The sequence below is a fragment of the Wolbachia endosymbiont of Aedes albopictus genome, from assembly GCF_024804185.1.
Classification (GTDB): Bacteria; Pseudomonadota; Alphaproteobacteria; order Rickettsiales; family Anaplasmataceae; genus Wolbachia; species Wolbachia pipientis_B.
The window spans coordinates 1,009,175-1,027,027 of sequence record NZ_CP101657.1; the positions used below are offsets into that span (position 1 = coordinate 1,009,175).

At 33.9% G+C, this 17,853-nt stretch carries 13 protein-coding genes; 8 read left to right on the top strand and 5 right to left on the bottom strand.

What is annotated here, in order from left to right:
* Positions 1–155: 155 nt before the first annotated feature.
* Both rnhA and NHG98_RS05270 read left to right on the top strand, forming a co-directional pair.
* Positions 156–593, top strand: coding sequence for a ribonuclease HI (gene rnhA / locus NHG98_RS05265; RefSeq protein WP_096616780.1), 438 nt, complete (start codon positions 156–158; stop codon positions 591–593).
* On the top strand, positions 586–3,537 hold the full coding sequence (locus NHG98_RS05270) for a YhdP family protein (protein ID WP_096616778.1): 2,952 nt from the start codon (positions 586–588) through the stop codon (positions 3,535–3,537). The genes rnhA and NHG98_RS05270 overlap by 8 nt, the downstream gene beginning before the upstream one ends.
* 164 nt (positions 3,538–3,701) lie before the next feature.
* Here the strand turns inward: NHG98_RS05270 and NHG98_RS05275 are convergent, their stop codons facing one another.
* The 3 genes from NHG98_RS05275 to NHG98_RS05285 all read right to left on the bottom strand — a co-directional run bounded on the left by NHG98_RS05275 (position 3,702) and on the right by NHG98_RS05285 (position 7,252).
* Positions 3,702–4,877 (bottom strand): hypothetical protein, encoded by a 1,176-nt coding sequence (locus NHG98_RS05275; protein WP_259245356.1) that lies wholly within the window; start codon positions 4,875–4,877, stop codon positions 3,702–3,704.
* A gap of 513 nt (positions 4,878–5,390) precedes the next feature.
* The gene (tatC, locus tag NHG98_RS05280; RefSeq protein ID WP_096616774.1) at positions 5,391–6,158 is read right to left on the bottom strand and encodes a twin-arginine translocase subunit TatC; all 768 of its coding nucleotides are present in this window, start codon (positions 6,156–6,158) and stop codon (positions 5,391–5,393) included.
* Positions 6,155–7,252: a type I glyceraldehyde-3-phosphate dehydrogenase gene (locus NHG98_RS05285; RefSeq protein WP_096616848.1), complete on the bottom strand. Its 1,098-nt coding sequence runs from the start codon at positions 7,250–7,252 to the stop codon at positions 6,155–6,157. The genes tatC and NHG98_RS05285 overlap by 4 nt, the downstream gene beginning before the upstream one ends.
* Before the next feature lie 749 nt (positions 7,253–8,001).
* Between NHG98_RS05285 and NHG98_RS05290 the strand changes: the two genes are divergently transcribed.
* Together NHG98_RS05290 and NHG98_RS05295 are read left to right on the top strand one after the other, a co-directional pair.
* On the top strand, positions 8,002–8,535 hold the full coding sequence (locus NHG98_RS05290) for an HK97 family phage prohead protease (RefSeq protein ID WP_096616031.1): 534 nt from the start codon (positions 8,002–8,004) through the stop codon (positions 8,533–8,535).
* 163 nt (positions 8,536–8,698) lie between these two features.
* Positions 8,699–10,405 (top strand): coiled-coil domain-containing protein, encoded by a 1,707-nt coding sequence (locus NHG98_RS05295; RefSeq protein WP_096616029.1) that lies wholly within the window; start codon positions 8,699–8,701, stop codon positions 10,403–10,405.
* On the opposite strand, the gene NHG98_RS05300 is transcribed toward NHG98_RS05295, so the two are convergent.
* Together NHG98_RS05300 and NHG98_RS05305 are read right to left on the bottom strand one after the other, a co-directional pair.
* Positions 10,402–11,577, bottom strand: coding sequence for a CCA tRNA nucleotidyltransferase (locus NHG98_RS05300; RefSeq protein ID WP_096616027.1), 1,176 nt, complete (start codon positions 11,575–11,577; stop codon positions 10,402–10,404). The genes NHG98_RS05295 and NHG98_RS05300 overlap by 4 nt on opposite strands.
* Positions 11,578–11,658: 81 nt before the next feature.
* On the bottom strand, positions 11,659–12,564 hold the full coding sequence (locus NHG98_RS05305; protein WP_096616025.1) for an OTU domain-containing protein: 906 nt from the start codon (positions 12,562–12,564) through the stop codon (positions 11,659–11,661).
* A 117-nt stretch (positions 12,565–12,681) separates the two neighbouring features.
* On the opposite strand from NHG98_RS05305, the gene ychF reads away from it, so the two are divergent.
* From ychF to gmk, 4 genes are all read left to right on the top strand, one after another.
* Positions 12,682–13,767, top strand: a complete 1,086-nt coding sequence (gene ychF / locus NHG98_RS05310; protein WP_096616023.1) for a redox-regulated ATPase YchF — start codon at positions 12,682–12,684, stop codon at positions 13,765–13,767.
* 189 nt (positions 13,768–13,956) lie between these two features.
* Positions 13,957–15,150 (top strand): ankyrin repeat domain-containing protein, encoded by a 1,194-nt coding sequence (locus NHG98_RS05315; RefSeq protein WP_096616021.1) that lies wholly within the window; start codon positions 13,957–13,959, stop codon positions 15,148–15,150.
* Positions 15,143–16,948, top strand: a complete 1,806-nt coding sequence (locus NHG98_RS05320; protein WP_096616019.1) for a pentapeptide repeat-containing protein — start codon at positions 15,143–15,145, stop codon at positions 16,946–16,948. Before NHG98_RS05315 ends, NHG98_RS05320 begins: the two co-directional genes overlap by 8 nt.
* The gene (gmk, locus tag NHG98_RS05325; RefSeq protein ID WP_096616033.1) at positions 16,932–17,537 is read left to right on the top strand and encodes a guanylate kinase; all 606 of its coding nucleotides are present in this window, start codon (positions 16,932–16,934) and stop codon (positions 17,535–17,537) included. Before NHG98_RS05320 ends, gmk begins: the two co-directional genes overlap by 17 nt.
* Positions 17,538–17,853 lie beyond the last annotated feature (316 nt).

Here is a 17,853-nt window from a genome sequence, read left to right on the forward strand (position 1 = left end):
ATAAAAACTATTTTTTACTTTTCCTTTTAGTAATGCTCGTTGTCACACTTTTTTTTGTTTCTATAATAAAATTTAAAGGTGCAGCTTAAACTACCTTTAGAAATTGTGCTTTCATAGAAGCAACTATATACTTTATTAATTCATTACAGTTAAAGATGAGCAAAAAGGAAGTGATAATATACACGGATGGAGCGTGTTCTGGTAATCCTGGAGCGGGAGGATGGGCAGCTATCATATTATTTCAAGATTATAGAAAGGACATTTATGGTAAAGAAGAAAATACCACAAACAATAAAATGGAGTTAACAGCGGTGATCAATGGGCTGAAAGCGTTAAAATTTTCTTGTAATATTAATTTATATACGGATAGTCTTTATATTAAGCATGGCATAACAGAGTGGATAAATAAGTGGAAAGTGAATGGCTGGAAAACAAGTAATAAAAAATCAGTAAAAAATATGGAATTGTGGAAAGAGCTAGATAACGTTGCTTCACAACACGAAATTGATTGGAAGTGGGTTAAAGCACACAGTGGCAATAAATATAATGAGGAGGCTGATAGTTTAGCAAGAAAAGCAATAATCGATGCTTAAAAAAATTACTATATTATTTTCCGTAGTTTTATTGTTCATATTGTGCTTCTTTATTTTTTTTAAGCCTTTAGAAATCAATATTAATTATATTAATTTTTATGTTAAACATAAAATATCAAAAATATTTGTTGGCTCAAGCGTTAATATGGAGAATACCTCAGTTGTTTGGCAGAAAGATGGCAAGGATCCGTACTTAGTCATTACAGATTTGGCAATAGCAAACCCTAATTTTACTATAAAAGTTCCTGAGCTTTTTGTACATTTTAAGTTAAGTTCCTTATTTAAAGCCAGCACAAATCTCTCTCAGGTTTCAGCTGATAATGTGCATGTATGTATCAATCAGAAAGAAGCTGACTTTAAAGCAGTAAATTTTAATCTGCAAAACTCAGTAAAAACAATAAGGGAATTTTTTTTTGACTTAAATGCGGATTCAAAAATTGAATTTACTAACATCGCTATTGATAAAAGCACAGAAGATGAATTTTTTATTGATAAATTATATATAGGGAAGGGGGAAGATTTTAATGTTTTAGATATTCATGTGAATACAAAAGATGGAAAGGGATTGTTGGACGATTTATCAATTACGGTAAAAAATCGCAACAATTTGTTAAATGTGTACGGGACATTTTATGATCTAAAATTGGGACTATTGAGCGAGTTTTCTACATTAGTTAAAAGCTACAATTTGGACAAAAATATAGGATTCAAAGGAAGCTTCTCAGTGAAAATTAATAAAAAGGATGAAATTGTAGATGGAAATATATACGTATTGAATACAGAAAATTATTTGAACAAAAATTTGGCCTTAACTAATGTAAATATAAATTTAACATATAGTGATGGAATTATTAGTGTAAAAAACTTCCATTTTAAGTTAAATGATACGTATCTCTCTTTAATAGGCAAGATGAACTTTAGTACAAGTCATGCTTTGCTTAGAATTAATATTAGCAAGTTTGCTGCAAAGGATTTATGTACTTATGTACCAGATGGTGTAGTGAATAGTAAATTTAAAAGCTGGTATTGTGATAATATTAATGGGGATGTTTCAAATACCATTGTAAGTTTCAATGGCAAAATTAACAATTTGGTTAATGACGATCTGTCAGACATTGTAATTGTTGCTGATATAGAAAATGGTAGCGTAAAATTTGATGAAGATTTTGAGCAAGTAAAGGAACTAAAGGGTGATTTGATTATCAAGAATAACGATCTTGAGATTACTGTAAATAGCGCTAAGTTTCAAAATTTCACTATTAATGGTGGTGATATTGAAATGAAATCTCTCAATAAGGAAAATTCAGTTCTAACCATTAATGGCCAAGCTGTAAGTGATGCGTATGGTTTATATGAGCCTATAAGATTTAAGCTGGATGATGTGGTGAAGATTGAAAGGGATAAAGTAAGTGGAATGGCAAAATCTATATTTAATTTTCGCATTTTTAATCTAAATGCTGATGACAAAAAAGTAGACTTCTCAGCAAATTTTCATTCTGAAATTGACAATTTGGCCGTCTATAATGCAAGTCTTGGTAAATATGACATTAAGCTTAGTTTTGGCAGTGACTTTATAGATTTAAATGGTAGTGGTATGGTGAATAACACACAGCTATTATTTGACCTGAAAAGTAGCAATAGGAATGAAAGTTTTGCCTGGAATTTGACCGGAGATTTACCCGCTCAAATACTTGATTTTGATGAAAATATAGGTGGCTATGTCAATACAAATATAGAATCGGTGATAAATCAAGATAAGACGGGATATGTTAATGGTAATATGGATTTATTAGAGCTTGAATCACGTTCAAGTTATTTTGGGTGGAAAAATCGTTTTGAAGATCACAATAAAGTTTTGTTCTCTGTAAAATTAAAAGGTGCCGATGAATTGTTAATAGACAGATTAGATGTTATAGGAGATGACCTAGATATAAAATTCAGCGGAAGAGTAGGAAATGGAAATTTATATTTAAATTCTAGTAATTTTAAATTGCCTGATAATGATTTTAGTATAGAAATTGAATCAGATAAAGAAAAAAATGCCATAACTATTTATGGTGAGAAAATCAATTTGAGTGATATTTTAGGCTTGCTTGGCAAAAACAATAATGGATTAAACAAAGATATAGAAATTAGTATGAATGTTGACAATGTAATTATGAAAGAAGGCGTCGTTATCAAAAATGCTAAGCTGAATGTAACCTGTACTAAAGGTAATTGCAATGGAAGTCAATTTACAGGACAGTTTCTAGAAGATAGCAGCAACATACTAGCGGAACACAGTGGAATAGGGCTCGAAATATATGCGGATAATGCAGGTATACTTTCGCGTTCCTTAGGCATTAGTAAATCAGTCAAAAATGGTAAACTTTCTCTTTATCTATCTCCTCAAAGAGAAAATGAAGAACATTATGGCATGTTATCTATTAGTAATTTTTATATCAAAGATGCTCCACTACTCACTACTTTATTATCGATGTCTTCGCTTCCTGGTATTGTGAATGCTATAAAGGATGAAGGTGTATACTTTTATAAATGTAATGTACCTTTCTCATACAAAGATGGCTCTGTCGAAATTGAAGAATCTTGGCTTGAAGGGGCGGAATTAGGCATTAGCACTAGCGGTAAGCTCGACATTAGAAATTATAAATTCCAAGTTAAAGGACAGGTAATACCAGCATATTCAATTAATAAATCTTTGTTAAAAATTCCTATAATTGGGAAATTTCTTACTGGCGGGAAAAGTAGGGGAATCGTTTCAATAGACTATAAAGCAAGTGGTGATGACAAAAACAATAACGTATCTGTTGATCTTATCTCTTCGCTAACTCCAAACCTATTAAAGAGGTTATTGGGAGTGTTTGATCGCATTATGACAAAAACCAACGAAGCTGTCATCGGTGGCTTAAAAGGTGGTGTGAAAAAGAAATTTGGTTCGACATGACCAAAAGGGAAGTTGTTTAACAAAATTATGGACAAAAATGCAAGAATTTCAGAATGATCCACCTAATTTTTTATCTAATTATTTAAGTAATACCACTTCCTTTAACCTCTCTATATTTGATGAACAACTAAAAAGGGTAGGGGAGTGGTTGTAAATTAGCTATATTACATTAGCCCATCAGATGAGTTGTAATGGTTATAATTGTCTGATAAGTGATCTCTAACATCGTGACCTAACTCATTGGCATCAGGCTTGACATCGTGATCTAACTCATTAGCATCGAGCTTAAACAAAGAAAGATTGTCATCAGATTTTTCCTCTTTAGACCCAAATAGCCATGAAAAGAGTAACGAGATAGAATCAATAATGGATTTAATTGCTGAAAAAATATTGGATAAGAAATTACTGGGTTGCTGAGTATCCTCTTCGGCTGATTCTGGTTCAGGCTCTTTTCCTGCTGTGTCATCCACATCTTCTTCAGGTTTACTTCTGCTTATGAGTGTCTTATCTAACCATTTTGATATATTCTTGTCTGGATTACGAAAAAGCATTTGACTTGTCTCCTTATTTTTATCAACGTAAATCACTAAAGTTGTATTCTCACTCCCCAATCCATCACATTCACTAACGAGCGATTCATGAGAGTTCTTAATGTCTTTGATAAATTGAAGTTTTTCTTCTTCTGCTGAAAGGTAACCTCTGTGTTCCGCTCTATAAGTGGTGCCTTTGTATTTAAATATAAATATCCATCCACGATCTTCATATTCATCTACACCCATCTGCTTGCAAATAGCTTTATAATTTTTTTCTTCTACCTCAAGTCCAATTGCATTTGCCATCAGCTGATCATTTACAAAGTCCAATTTTCTTACTTTTGCTTCGGAAAGCTTAAATTGAAACACATGACCGAATTCATGGGCTAAAGTGTTGTCCGTATGAACACTTTTATAGAGTAATACGCTTTCTCCGTTCGTCATCCCACCAGAAATATTGAACGAAGATTGACTCCGTGAAAACCCAGGAACCAAAGTGCCATAGCTCCTATAATCATCTCTATTATTAAAAATATAGGTATGCACAGTAACTTGAATATTACTAGCAATACAAAACTTTGCTTTATATGCTTCATAAGCATTTTTAATATCGAGCTTCATTTGCTCCTGCTCTTGTTGCGATACATTGTCATAATGTATTACGCAATTCAACTTTCCGTGTTCAAAATTAAATTGATTAGGCAGCACATCTTGTAATCTTACGTATTTTGTATTCTCACCAAAGTTTTTTGATTGTGCAGTTTTATATAAATTATTATAGTATGTAATAGAGTTTCCGTCAGGCAACTTAGGTATCTGTGCGATCGTTCTTCTATAGTTATCGTAGAGAAATATCAGAATTACCAATCCTAAAATCCGTTATAGATTGCCCGCAAGTGCCATCATTTGCACAATCGTGATGATTTGGGTCAGTCTTCTCATAAAACCATGCGTTGGTGTATTTTCCCATTTTGATACCTCACTACCAAACCTTACTTATATTATTATCTTGGTAGAAGTTATAATAATTCGTTAACTTGTAAAGCGCCAATTGTGAGGCTAATGAACTTTATTTGTTTGAAACTTTGCTGAAATAGCTCTTTTTATACTATGTTTTATATAGCTAAACTGACTTAGATTTACCGACAATTTGAAAAACGACAAATTCGTCATTCCGCTACTAGTTAGCGGAATCTATGCCGAGATACCGCGAATGAATCGCGGTATGACGTAGGAAAACCTTGCTTCTTATATTATGTGATTTTATTTTCCATAATATATATTATGTAATTTTCTTAGAATGACAGCTATAATGGCTTTTTATTTATCAGAATCCTTTGCCTTCTTCTCAATATACCTACATATTAGAATGGACAATTCATATAAAATCAGCATTGGTATTGCAAGCCCTACTTGGCTTAACACATCAGGTGGAGTTAAGATTGCAGCGATAATAAAAATTACTACTATCGCGATTCTGCGTTTATTTGACAAACTTTGTGTAGTGAGTAACCCTACTCTCACCATCAATGTGAGTATGACTGGAATTTGAAATGCAGTGCCAAATGCAAACATAAATTGGAGAACGAGGTCTAAATATTCGCTAACTGATGGCATAAACTCTATCGGTATATCGAAGGATTTACCACTGTGTTCGAAGTTGATAAAAAACTTCCAGGCTAAAGGAAATATATAGTAATAAACTACAGTAGCTCCCGTTACAAATAAAACCGGTGTTGCAATTAAGTATGGCAACAACACTGCCCTTTCACTTTTATATAACCCAGGTGCTAAGAACATATAGAATTGCCATGCAAACACAGGAAAAGAGAGCAAAAGTGCACTCATTACAGCAACTCTAAGATACACAAAAAATGCCTCTGTTAAGTCTGTGTAAATTAAAGAGAAACCTTCGCTATCTTTTGTTGCTTCTATTAAAGGTGCAAGTAAAAAACGGTATATATTTTCCTTAAAGTAATAACAAAAACCAAAAGCAACGCAAAAAAATAGAAAGCAAAAGATAACTCTTTTTCTGAGTTCCGCAAAGTGCTCAAAAAATGAAGCATATTTGTTTGGGTTTCCATTCATACTTTACTATGACTCAATAATGCTATGTCTAACATTCTCAGCGAAAAAGCCCACTCATTGTCATACCACGCTGCAACTCTACAGATGTCGCCTGTAACATATGTACCAGCTAAATCCACAACTGCGCTATAAGGGTTATGCACAAAGTCTATTGAAACTAAAGGTTCCGTGCATATAGAAAGTACATTTGACATTGGATAACCCTCTGTCATCCTAGTACCCTCTGATGTCATCCGAGTAGCTGACACTGGGATCCAGAAATTAGATTCCAGCGTCACGCGCTGGAATGACGTAGAGGAGAGAGCTGCATCCTTAAACATTTCATTTATTTCTTTAACAGTCACTTTCTTATCAGTCGTAAATTTAAAATCAACCATAGAAACATTGCTAACCGGAACTCTGACGGCAGTGCCATCTAGCTTTCCCTTTAATTCAGGAATTATAGAACCAATTGTTTTTGCTGCCCCAGTTGTAGTTGGCACCATAGATAATCCGCAAGCCCTTGCTCTGCGCAAATCTTTATGATTACCATCAAGAATATTTTGATCATTCGTATAGGCGTGTATAGTAGTCATAAAGCCACTTTTTATACCTAGATTAGAGTGTAGGACTTTCACAATTGGAGCCAGGCAATTTGTAGTGCAAGAACCTGCTGATATTACTTTATGCTCTTTTTTGAGCATATCATTATTCACACCATAAACTATAGTTACATCAGCATCTGGAACTGGAGCAGAGACAATCACTTTCTCTGCATTGTGCCTTATTGCTTCTTCACGCTTGTTAAATGCACCAGTACATTCAAGTATTACATCAACATTCCAAGGAATATTTTCAGGGCTCCGTTCTCTATATAAAGAAAATTTTCTGCCATTTATAGATAGCCAATTTTGAGACTCATTAAAGTCAATATCACCACTGAATTTGCCATGAACAGAATCATATTTAATCAAATGTGCATGCTGCTTTGCACTGAGCGATCCATTCACAGCTACAACTTCTATTTGTTTGCTATATTCTTCTATTTCGAAAATAGCACGCAATACGCCTCTGCCTATTCTACCCAGACCATTAATTCCTACACGAATCGTCATCTCTTCATTCAAAAAATTTAATTATAGAGGATATCGCTTGATATTTCATTCTATTCTTTTGCTTTTCTATCGATATGAACATTATAGCAAGGAGACAGGGCTAAAAAACTTACTTGACAAACTCCGCCAGCCCCCTTATTGTAGTATTAAGGGTATTTATGACTCAAAACTTGTTTTTGACCTGCAGGCTCAATGATAAAATTCAGTAAAAAACTCAGAGTATTTATTGGCGGATTACATAAAATTATAGCGGCTGCATGTCTTTTTTATTTTTTCTACGTTCAGCCAAATCGCGCTTATTTTAAGCGTTAGCACATTATTACAGCGCCACTTACAGTAATATAGGGTCAAAACTCGCACCACGGGGCTTCTTTTGCCTTTTTTTTCGTTTGGTAAATTTCTTAATATTTGTAGCTAAACGACAACCGTCGTTCCGCTATGTATTAGCGGATGAGATACCGCGGCGGTATGACGGTTCGCGTTGGCATGACGGTTAAGCAATTCGTCATCCCTCTACTTGTTAGCGGATGAGATACCGCGAATGAATCGCGGAATGACGGTCTGCGGCGGAATGACGGTTCGTGGCGGTATGACGTAGAATTTTATAACCCAGTGTCCAATCTGGATTCCAGTTATTAGCGTTTTTAGTAACTAAGAAAAGTGCTTCCCCTTTTTAGAGAACTGCATATAATAGATTTGACATTGCAGTGCATTATGCAAACAAAATTCCCAATATTACAGGAGGCTTTATGAATAAGAAATTTCTCTATTCACCATTGTCAATAAAAAGCATAGGAGAAAACGGTGTATTTTCTGGTTATGCTAGCGTTTTTAATATAGTTGATAAACAAAATGACCTGATCTTACCCGGAGCATTTAAGGAAAATTTAAACAGAAATAAAATAAAACTCCTTTGGCAGCACAATCCTGGTGAACCTATAGGTAATATTATAGATATTTGCGAAAATGATGTTGGCCTGTATATAACTGCACACTTACTTTTGGGCATCCAAAAAGCAAAGGAAGCGTACTTAATGCTCAAAACTGGAGTAATCAATGGACTTTCCATCGGCTATATACCTATAGAGTATGATGTTGATCATAAAAGCGGAGCTAGAGTGTTAAAACAAGTAGAATTATGGGAAGTCAGTTTGGTCACTTTTCCTGCAAACTTAGCTGCTCAGGTAATCAATGTGAAAAATCAGAACAATGAACAGGAAATGTTAGCAAGAGCGATAGAAAAAGCAAATGCTGTACTTGCAGACATGTACATTTCTGCTTAAAGTGTATTAGGCGGGCAAAGACTTTACCATAATTTGACACCTGCGTTAGCATTTGTTTAACATTTATACTAATATATATAACTTTATTACTGTTAAAATTTTCTGTAAATTAAAGTTAAAAAATAAGGTAACTTTATGCTAAATATTAATAATAAGGTTAATTATGAAATTAATATTAAACGAAAGGAAAAAAAAATACAGCTGGTCTACTGTATTTGCTTGGTTATACCTAAAAACGATTGGACGAATATTGCCCAAGAGATGGAACAGATGGGCAGAAAATATTTTGTACTACGATAAAACTACTGCAAACAATGAAGTTCAAACTGATGCTTTTAAGACAATAGATGGAAGTGTTCAAGTTGACTTAAAACCTGAAGTTGTAGAGAAAGAGAGCCAAAGTGTAGTGATAAACAAAGATGGAGGGGTTCAGACTGATGGAGTAGCATTGATAACAGAGGAAGATGATGAAGCATTAAAAGAACAGCTGGAGGGCATAAATCAGGAATTAGAACTTGAACGTTTACAAAATGCTTCCTTAAAAGAAGAAAATAGAGAATTACAATCTGCAATTGAAGGATTTGAAAAGAGTTATAAGGGACTTACAGAAGATGCAGGCGAACGAGAAGAGGAACTAACCAAATACAAACAAGATAAAAAAGCAATGCAGGATAAAGTTGATGAACAACAGAAAACTATATTTGATCAATACATGATAATAAGAGAGCAAGGAGACGAAATTGAAGCTACTAGGAAAGATAATGAAAGTCTGCAAGCACAAATAATAGAACTTAAGAGTAGGTTAAAGGACAAGGAGGATAAATTAATTGAATTGAATCAACAATGGCAAGCTAGCAAATTAGTGGCTTTACTTAAATCACAGACTGATAAATTGTGGCAGGCTAAAGACAAAAATACTGAATTAGAAAATAAAGTCAGTGGCTTAGGTCATGAAAACGAAGCTCTACGATTAAGAGTGAATACATTGACTGCTCAATTGGGTGAAATGGAGAACTTGGGGAAGCAATTACAAAGTGCTCAGGAATCTAAACAACAATTTGAGATTGATTTAGAAGGTCAATTGAAAGCTGACACTAAGAAACTACAGGAAGCAAAAGGAGGTCAATTGGCTAAAAAGGCAGGTGCAGTGAGTACAGTATCTACTGCAAAATCAACTACTGAATCAACTCTTTCAAAATTACGAAACTTGCCCAATAAGCTTTCTAGGGATAAGGGTCTCAATAACTTTTTATCTGGGAAAAACGAGGAGTTAAAAAAAGGTTTTCCTGAATTTAAAGAGAAACACTTTTGCCATAACGTGCTTAATGAAACTATAAAGTCTCTATCAAATCAAGATGATGGCAAATTTAAAAGCAGTAAGCTGCTTGAATTATTAGAAAGTAATTTGAAACAATCCGCAAGGGAGATCATAGAAGCCAAGGTTAAAGAAGTTGTCAATAAACATTATACGTTAAAAACCAAGTTGTCACCTTCTGTTAGAAAATGCGCAAAAGAATTAGAACTTAACAAACAAGGGGTAGATAAGATTGTAAACTCTATTTTGCACAGCTTTAATAGCGAAAATAATAATAATAACGACTCAGTAAAATTACTTAAAGAAATTGTTGTGAAAAAGCTAATAGAAGCTAGAATGAGATTTTTTTCAGATAAGATTCAAGAGTTACAACTGACATCAAGCATAAGAGATAAATTTTTATCTACAGATCAGGGAATGTGTAATCAAACTCAAGGAGGAGTAAACGAATACCAATTAACAGAAAAAGCTAAAAAAGAATACACACCTAATTTCTCGATGAGTCACACTAATACTGTAAGCATACATTCATTGAACAGTCGGAAAGCAAGTTAGAGTAGGCTCTTAATATAAAGCACCAGCTCCTCTTTTGTTAAAGTGTAGGAGCTGTCTTCCCAATGTTGTTTTAGCAACTCCAAGCTCCTACCTAAACTTTTTCCTGGCTGGTGACCTATACTTATTAAATCATTGCCAGATAAAGGAAATTTCGTGATATCAAACACCTTAGCAAATGAGATGTATTCATCAACATTTGTTCCAGATTCAACACCACAAATTTTCACTAAATCACAATATAATTCTCTACCAAATAAAGATATGTATTTTTTTTGCTCTTTTTCTGAGAGTTCTGTTTTGATATTGTTGGATAGTAAAAACGACAGCTTTTTCTTTTGCTTTTTCGAAAGACGTAGAAACTTGCTTACATATTCTCCAAGACTTAGCCTGTCATTTTTTTTAGTAGTCCTAAGGAGTAACGCTAATTTTACTAGCGCATCAGTGCCGAAAAGAAATGACGAAGATAGAATTTCGCATTTTACTTCTTTTGGGATAATCTTTTGCAAAACATCAGATTCTTGCATACTCTTAAGTGTTGGAAAAGGATCATTGCACTCCAGCAATTTAAGTATTTCATCTCTTATTCTCTCTCCAGAGAGGTTTTGGATCATATGCGAATGCTTTTTGCATACGCTTAGTATTTCATCACTCAAATCTCCGACACATATTTTTGCATGAAAACGAAATGCTCTTAAAATACGTAGATAGTCTTCTTTAATTCTATCTTCAGCGTTGCCTATAAAGTTTAATCTTTGCGCTTTTAAGTCCTGGGTACCACCAAAGTAGTCATATATATGGCCATGCTTATCTGCATATAGAGCGTTAAATGTAAAGTCACGCCTTGAAGCATCTGTTTGCCAATTATTAGTAAATTCTACTCTCGCATGCCTGCCATCACATTTCACATCATGTCTTAGTGTTGTAATTTCAAAAGACCTCTGATTTAAGATTGCAGTGATAGTTCCATGTTTTAAGCCAGTTGGAATAGTTTTTATATTACGGAGTTTTAATGCTTTAATTGCTTGATCAGGCAGAAGATTGGTAGCGAGGTCAATGTCGTGAATGTCACGCTGCAAAATTGAGTCTCTCACACACCCGCCGACAAGCCTAGCCTCACCACCAAATTCCTCTATGGCATCGATAATTAAACTAGTTTCATGGTCAACTTGCATTTAGTTAGTATATGCTGCAGTTCATATTATATGAAATGCAAGCAAAAAGCCCTATATAAAAATATACAGGGCTATGAAGATTTATTTTACAAGTATTTGTTGTGGATGAAATGGTTGTTCTGCCATCGATTCCGTACCACATCTTGAACTTAGTAAACTTGAAGGGTTTTGCTCTTCAGAACGCTCTATGTGCTGCTTTATATCACTAACGCACTGTTCTACAACATCACAAATTTTTCCATCAGCATTTTCTGCCAATAACTCATCAAGTCTCTTCTCAACCTCTGCTCTCTCAGAGATATCCTTTGAAAGGTTACAATATTCCAAGATCTCATCTACCTGAAGTTTTTTTGCTAATAGGAAATCTTCTTGTTCTTGTTTTGCTAAACTTTTGTTTATATCAAGCAATGGCTCGAAATGAGCATAGCCTTTGTTTATTACATGCAAAACACTACTGTCGTCATAATTAACTTTATTGTATTCACCTGCATTTTTTGAGCCTGAATCATCTATTAATTGATGCAAAGACAGATCTTGGTTATCAACAGTCTGGTTCTCTATAACATGCAATTTTACATCATACTTCCCGCAAAGTATTCTGCCTTCAACTTCAGGATCACCCCACCTATCGTTATGCATAATGTTTGCTGTATAATTATCTACAGTTTCACTACGGCGCTGGCCACTATTATCATAACTATTGGTAATTGCATTTATGAACCACTCTGGCGGGTTGTTTTGCGCAAATTCTTTACAATCATTTCTTAATTTTTCGACAGTAACTTGCTCTCCTGTCTGTTGTTCTAGACTTTGTCTGAACGAGTCAAAAAAACAGCTTCCATTACCAATTGCTCGCCCTATGTGAAAGTTGCCAGGGTAAGGCTTGCTACTCAAAGGAGCTATTTCTTGCTCTGAGATCTTGAACCTTTTTGTATTTTCAACATAATGAAAATCACTTGGTAGTTTCCGTTTCCTAGATGCAGCCATAATTTTTACCTTACTTAAGCTATATATTACTATATCAATGAAATTATTAATAAGTAACTAATTAAGTATAGCAAAAATTTTTAAATTATGCAATAATTATGGCTTTAAATAGCAAATATGAGCTTTAACTGCGGTATAGTTGGGTTACCAAACATAGGAAAATCAACCTTATTTAATGCACTTACAGAGTCAAGTGCAGCCGAAGCTGCAAATTATCCTTTTTGCACAATCGAGCCAAATATAGGCAGGATTTCGATAAAGGATCAGCGTTTGAAACAAATCGCAGCAATTGCCGGTTCAGAGAAGACAATCTATAACCAATTAGAAGTTGTGGATATTGCAGGCCTGGTAAAGGGTGCGAGCAAAGGTGAAGGGCTCGGCAATAAATTTTTAAGCCATATCAGAGAAGTTGATGCCATCGTTCATCTACTCAGGTGCTTTACGGATGACGATATCAGCCATGTACACAGTAAAATAGATCCAATATCAGATGCTGAAGTGGTAGAAATGGAATTAATCCTAGCTGATATTGATAGCATAGAAAAAAGGCTTCCTCAATTGGAAAAGAAAGCAAAGCAAGGTGATAAAGAGCTAAAGAGACAACTTGATTTAATGCAGGAAGTTTTAGCTACTTTAAAGTCAGGTAAACCTGCAAGACATATCGATGGAGATGAGATGAAATCGCTTCAATTGCTGACAACAAAGCCCGTTATGTACGTTTGCAATGTTGAAGATACAAATGTTATAACTGGCAATGAATTATCTAAAAAGGTAGAGAGAATGGCGGAGGAAAATAAAAGCAAATTTTATTGCATTTCAGCAAAACTTGAAGCAGATATTGCAAATCTTGATAGTGAAGAGGAAAAACAGAGTTTTTTATCAGAATTTGGCTTACAAGAATCAGGCCTTGATGGAGTAGCGCATATTATGTATGAAGTGCTGAGTATGATAACTTTCTTTACTGTGGGCCCCAAAGAAGCACGGGCATGGCCAGTAAAAATAGGATCAACAGCTGATAAGGCAGCAGGTGTAATCCACACTGATTTTGAGAAAGGCTTTATAAAAGCAGAGACGATAAGCTTTGCAGACTACATAAAGTATGGAAGTGAATTAGCTTGCAAAGACGCAGGAAAAATTCGCTTCGAAGGCAGAGATTATATCGTACAAGATGGTGATATAATGCACTTTAGGTTTAATGTGTAGCTTTCTTGGGAGAAGAAACTCCTCCTTCTACAGTGTATTCTTTTAGGGGAGAGGTTTAAGAAACAATTGATCTTACCCAGAAAAAGTAATGCAAGAAATCTATTGGTTTTTTATCTAAGGCATTTTTTACTGTAGATTAATCATTTGATTATAGTATCATCTTAATTAAGCTTATGCTTTGGAATATTTATGAAGAGTATTTTATACTTTGTATTATTAGTTGTTGTATTGGGATCACTGAGCCTATTTGCTGTAGAGCAATTTGAAGAAAAGAAAATTGAATCAGTTCATAAAAACGAAAATGTAGGTGTAAGGAAGCAAGATAGCACAAATCAAAAAGATGAGTTGAAAAGCAACGTCGATGCTAAACAAACACAGGAGGCTGAGAGCAAAAGAGTAACCGATAAAGAGAAGCTGAAACAAAATGAGAACAAAGCTTCCGTGGTTGAAAAAACTATAAGTGAAGGTGAAAGGATTGATAAAGATTTGCCAAATGACCAGCTAGAAGAAAGTACAGGCGAATTTGCTCGAAATTTACCAAATGTGGCCAATAAAGAAGTGAATAAAGATTTGAAACCAGAGCCTTTGCCTTTAAGTGCTGATTTAAATGAGAATACAACTGACCCGGAAAAAAATCTACAAGCTGATCAGAAGATTGATATAAAAGATAATGAACTTTCAAAAAGTGATGCAAGTCAATTATTAGAGGGAAAAAAAGAAAAAGTAGAGAATCAGTTTGAAGAAAAAAAAGTGAAAGAAACAAACAATAATTCTAAGAACCGCAATAGAGTAAAACCTATAACTAAAAAAGATGAAGAAGAGCAAAGTGAAAAGAAAAATTTACAAAAATGGACAAAGCTAAACAGAGAAACAATAAAAGAATGGGGTCATAAAGATATACAAAGCAAGTCAATATATAAACGACAATATGATAGCCTTAATGAGCATCTTCCTACAACTGTATTTATTGATGATTACAGTAAGCAATTTTTTTACTGTATTAAGAAAAATAACTTACCTTGCTTAAGAGGAATAATGAGTAAGCTAGAAAAAATTGGATTAACAACTCAAGAGATACTAAGGTTTAGAAATAAATTGGGTGATACTCCTCTCATTTATTCAGTTAAACAAGGTGAGGTAGAAATAGTGCGCTTTCTCTTATTACAAGGTGCTGATCTTAGAGTAGTTAATAATAATTTTCAATCCCCAATTGATATAGCAATCGAAAAAAAGCAGATCAATATAATAAATGCGATTGCCGAAATGATGCCACACCTTTTGGAGGATAGAAAAATAGACAATAAAGAAAGCTCAGCAATGTACGATTGGGCTGTGAAAACGAAAGAAAACAATGAGTCGCAGTGCGATAAGCAAGATGATTAGATTTTTGATATTAATTTTAGTTGGTCATTTATGTTATGGAAATGAAACAAATGATGAAAAGAATCAGATTAGTGATTTTTTAAACGCTCTACATGATGCAAAATACGTATCTTACAGTAAAAAAGACTTTGCTGAATTTTTGGTGCAGTGCCACAAAGAGTGCGTGCCAGAAGATTTTAAGAAAGGTTTTGGCTCTAACTTAAATGGAGCTAATTTTAGCCAATTGTACCTAAGTGGATCTGTTTTTGATGGAGTAAGTCTGATTGGTGCTGATTTTTCTAATACTGATTTATCCGACGTGTCTTTCATTGATGTTGATTTACGTGGTGCTAATTTCTCCAATGCTAATTTACATGGCATTAAAATAAAGGGTACAAATTTAAGTTTTACAAAATTTGTTTCTGCAAACTTAACAGATATCGTATTTGATCAGTCTAATGTTAGTTATGCTGATTTTATCAGTTCCGATCTCAAAAAAGTAAGTATGCACAACGTAATTGGTTTGCATACTAATTTCTCGAATGTGAAAATGAATCTCTCCAACTTATCAAACTCGAATGTTAGCTACGTAAATTTTAATGATAGTGAAATAAACGATACTGTTATGCAGAAAAATAACCTTGATAATGCAAGTTTCTTTGGAGTGGATGCATATAAATTAAAGATACAATTTTCTTCATTAAAAAATGCTAACATATATGGTGCAGAGTTAAAAGAATCAGACTTTACAGGTAGCAATCTTTCCGATGCCTGCCTTAATTCTTCTATCATAATTAACAGTAACTTCGACGAAGCTAATTTAAGCAACACACAAATTTCCTATGTGAATGACGATAATTCAAGTTTTGTTCAATCTATACTAAATGGTTCCAAGATAAAACATGTATATGTTTCTGAAGCAAGTCTTCAGGATGCTGATTTATCCAATATTGATTTTAGTTTTAGTGAACTGCATCAAGTTAATGTCTCTAATGCTGACATTCGTCACGGAAAGTTTCATAATACTAAAGTTGCGAATTCTAACATGAATGGCTCATTTTTTGACCATTCACTATTCACTTCTGCAAAGATAGAAGATTCAAACCTTTCTACAACTTCAATGTATAAGATAAAAATCCAAGACTCTCAAGTTTATAACAGTACACTTTCTCACCATAATATTGATTCCAGTGAAATAGAAAATTCAACATTCTTTAATTTATTAGCTGATAATTCGAGCTGGTCCAATTTAAAAGTAACTAATTCAAATTTTATTGAAAGCGATTTCAGATCTTCTTTGCTTCACGCTAATGCCTTTAGGAAAACTAGCTTTTTTCTTAGCAATTTGAGCAATTTAACAATTAGTGATATGTCTTTTCACTCTTCAAGCATATATAAAAGTTCAGTTGCTGATGCTCATTTAACAGATTGCAAGTTTGATAATTCAATTTTGATTGACAATCAAGGGCAGAAAAAACTTGCAGGGTTAGAAAACGCTATAACTTCAATTGGAGATTTGCAAGAGAAAATATCACAGGGTGAAAAATTTGATGTAAATTATTCTTACTTTGAATTTAAGAATATGAATTTGGAAAATGCTGATTTTTCTAATTCAACATTGAGTAGAGCAAAGTTTGTAAACGTTAATTTGAATAAGGCAAATTTTGAAAAGACCGATTTGCGCTATACTGTCTTTGATAACTCTTCTCTCATTGGCACCAACTTATCAAATTCTAATTTAGAAGGTTCTAGCTTTTTAAACTCTGATCAAAAAAGCGCCATGTTAAAAAATGCAAAGAAAAATGACCGTAAAAAGTGAGGGCGTATTATTGGTTCTATCCTCCCCTTCTGGAGCTGGAAAAACTACTATATCAGCAAAATTACTTGAGCGATCAACTAATTTAGTTAGGTCTGTTTCTATGACTACGCGCAAGCCTCGCTCCGGCGAAATAAATGGAAAAGACTATTTTTTCGTTACCGAAGAAAAATTTCACGAGTTATGCGAAGCTGGTCAGATGCTTGAATACGCCAAAGTTTTTGAGAATTTTTATGGTATACCAAAAGATTTTATAGAGCAAAACCTGAGCAGTGGAATAAGCGTTTTACTAAGCATAGACTGGCAAGGAGCATTTCACTTATTCAAGCTCATGAGAAAAAAAGTTGTGAGTGTTTTTATACTTCCCCCTTCAATGGAAGAGCTTAGGTTGCGTTTGCAAAAGCGTAATAGTGATGATGCGAGCGAAATAGAGCGCAGATTAGCCGAAGCTCAAAAAGAGATAAGCAAACGTGATAAATATGATTATGTAATAATCAATGATGATATTGATAAAAGTGTAGAAGAGATAAGCTCCATACTAAATAAAGAAAGACTTAAAAAACTAAAAGAAAAACCAAGTCTGGAAGACTGATAAAAACATCAATTTGGATATTTGCAGCTATAGTTTCTTATCCTATAGCTAACACGTCATACCGCGATTCATTCGCGGTATCTCTAGATCCCGCTAACAAGTAGCGGGATTACGGTTTTTCAAATTGTCGGTAAATCTCAGTCAGTTTAGCTATATTTTAGCCAGTAGCACGTTTTGCAGTTTAGCTATATTTATTATTTTTTAAGACAAAATGGTTAAAATAGTAGACAACTGTTCAAGTGAGGATTTGACTATGATAACAGATTTTCTAATAGAAACTAGTTTTCTGCCTTTCCACCTATATTTTGATCACATA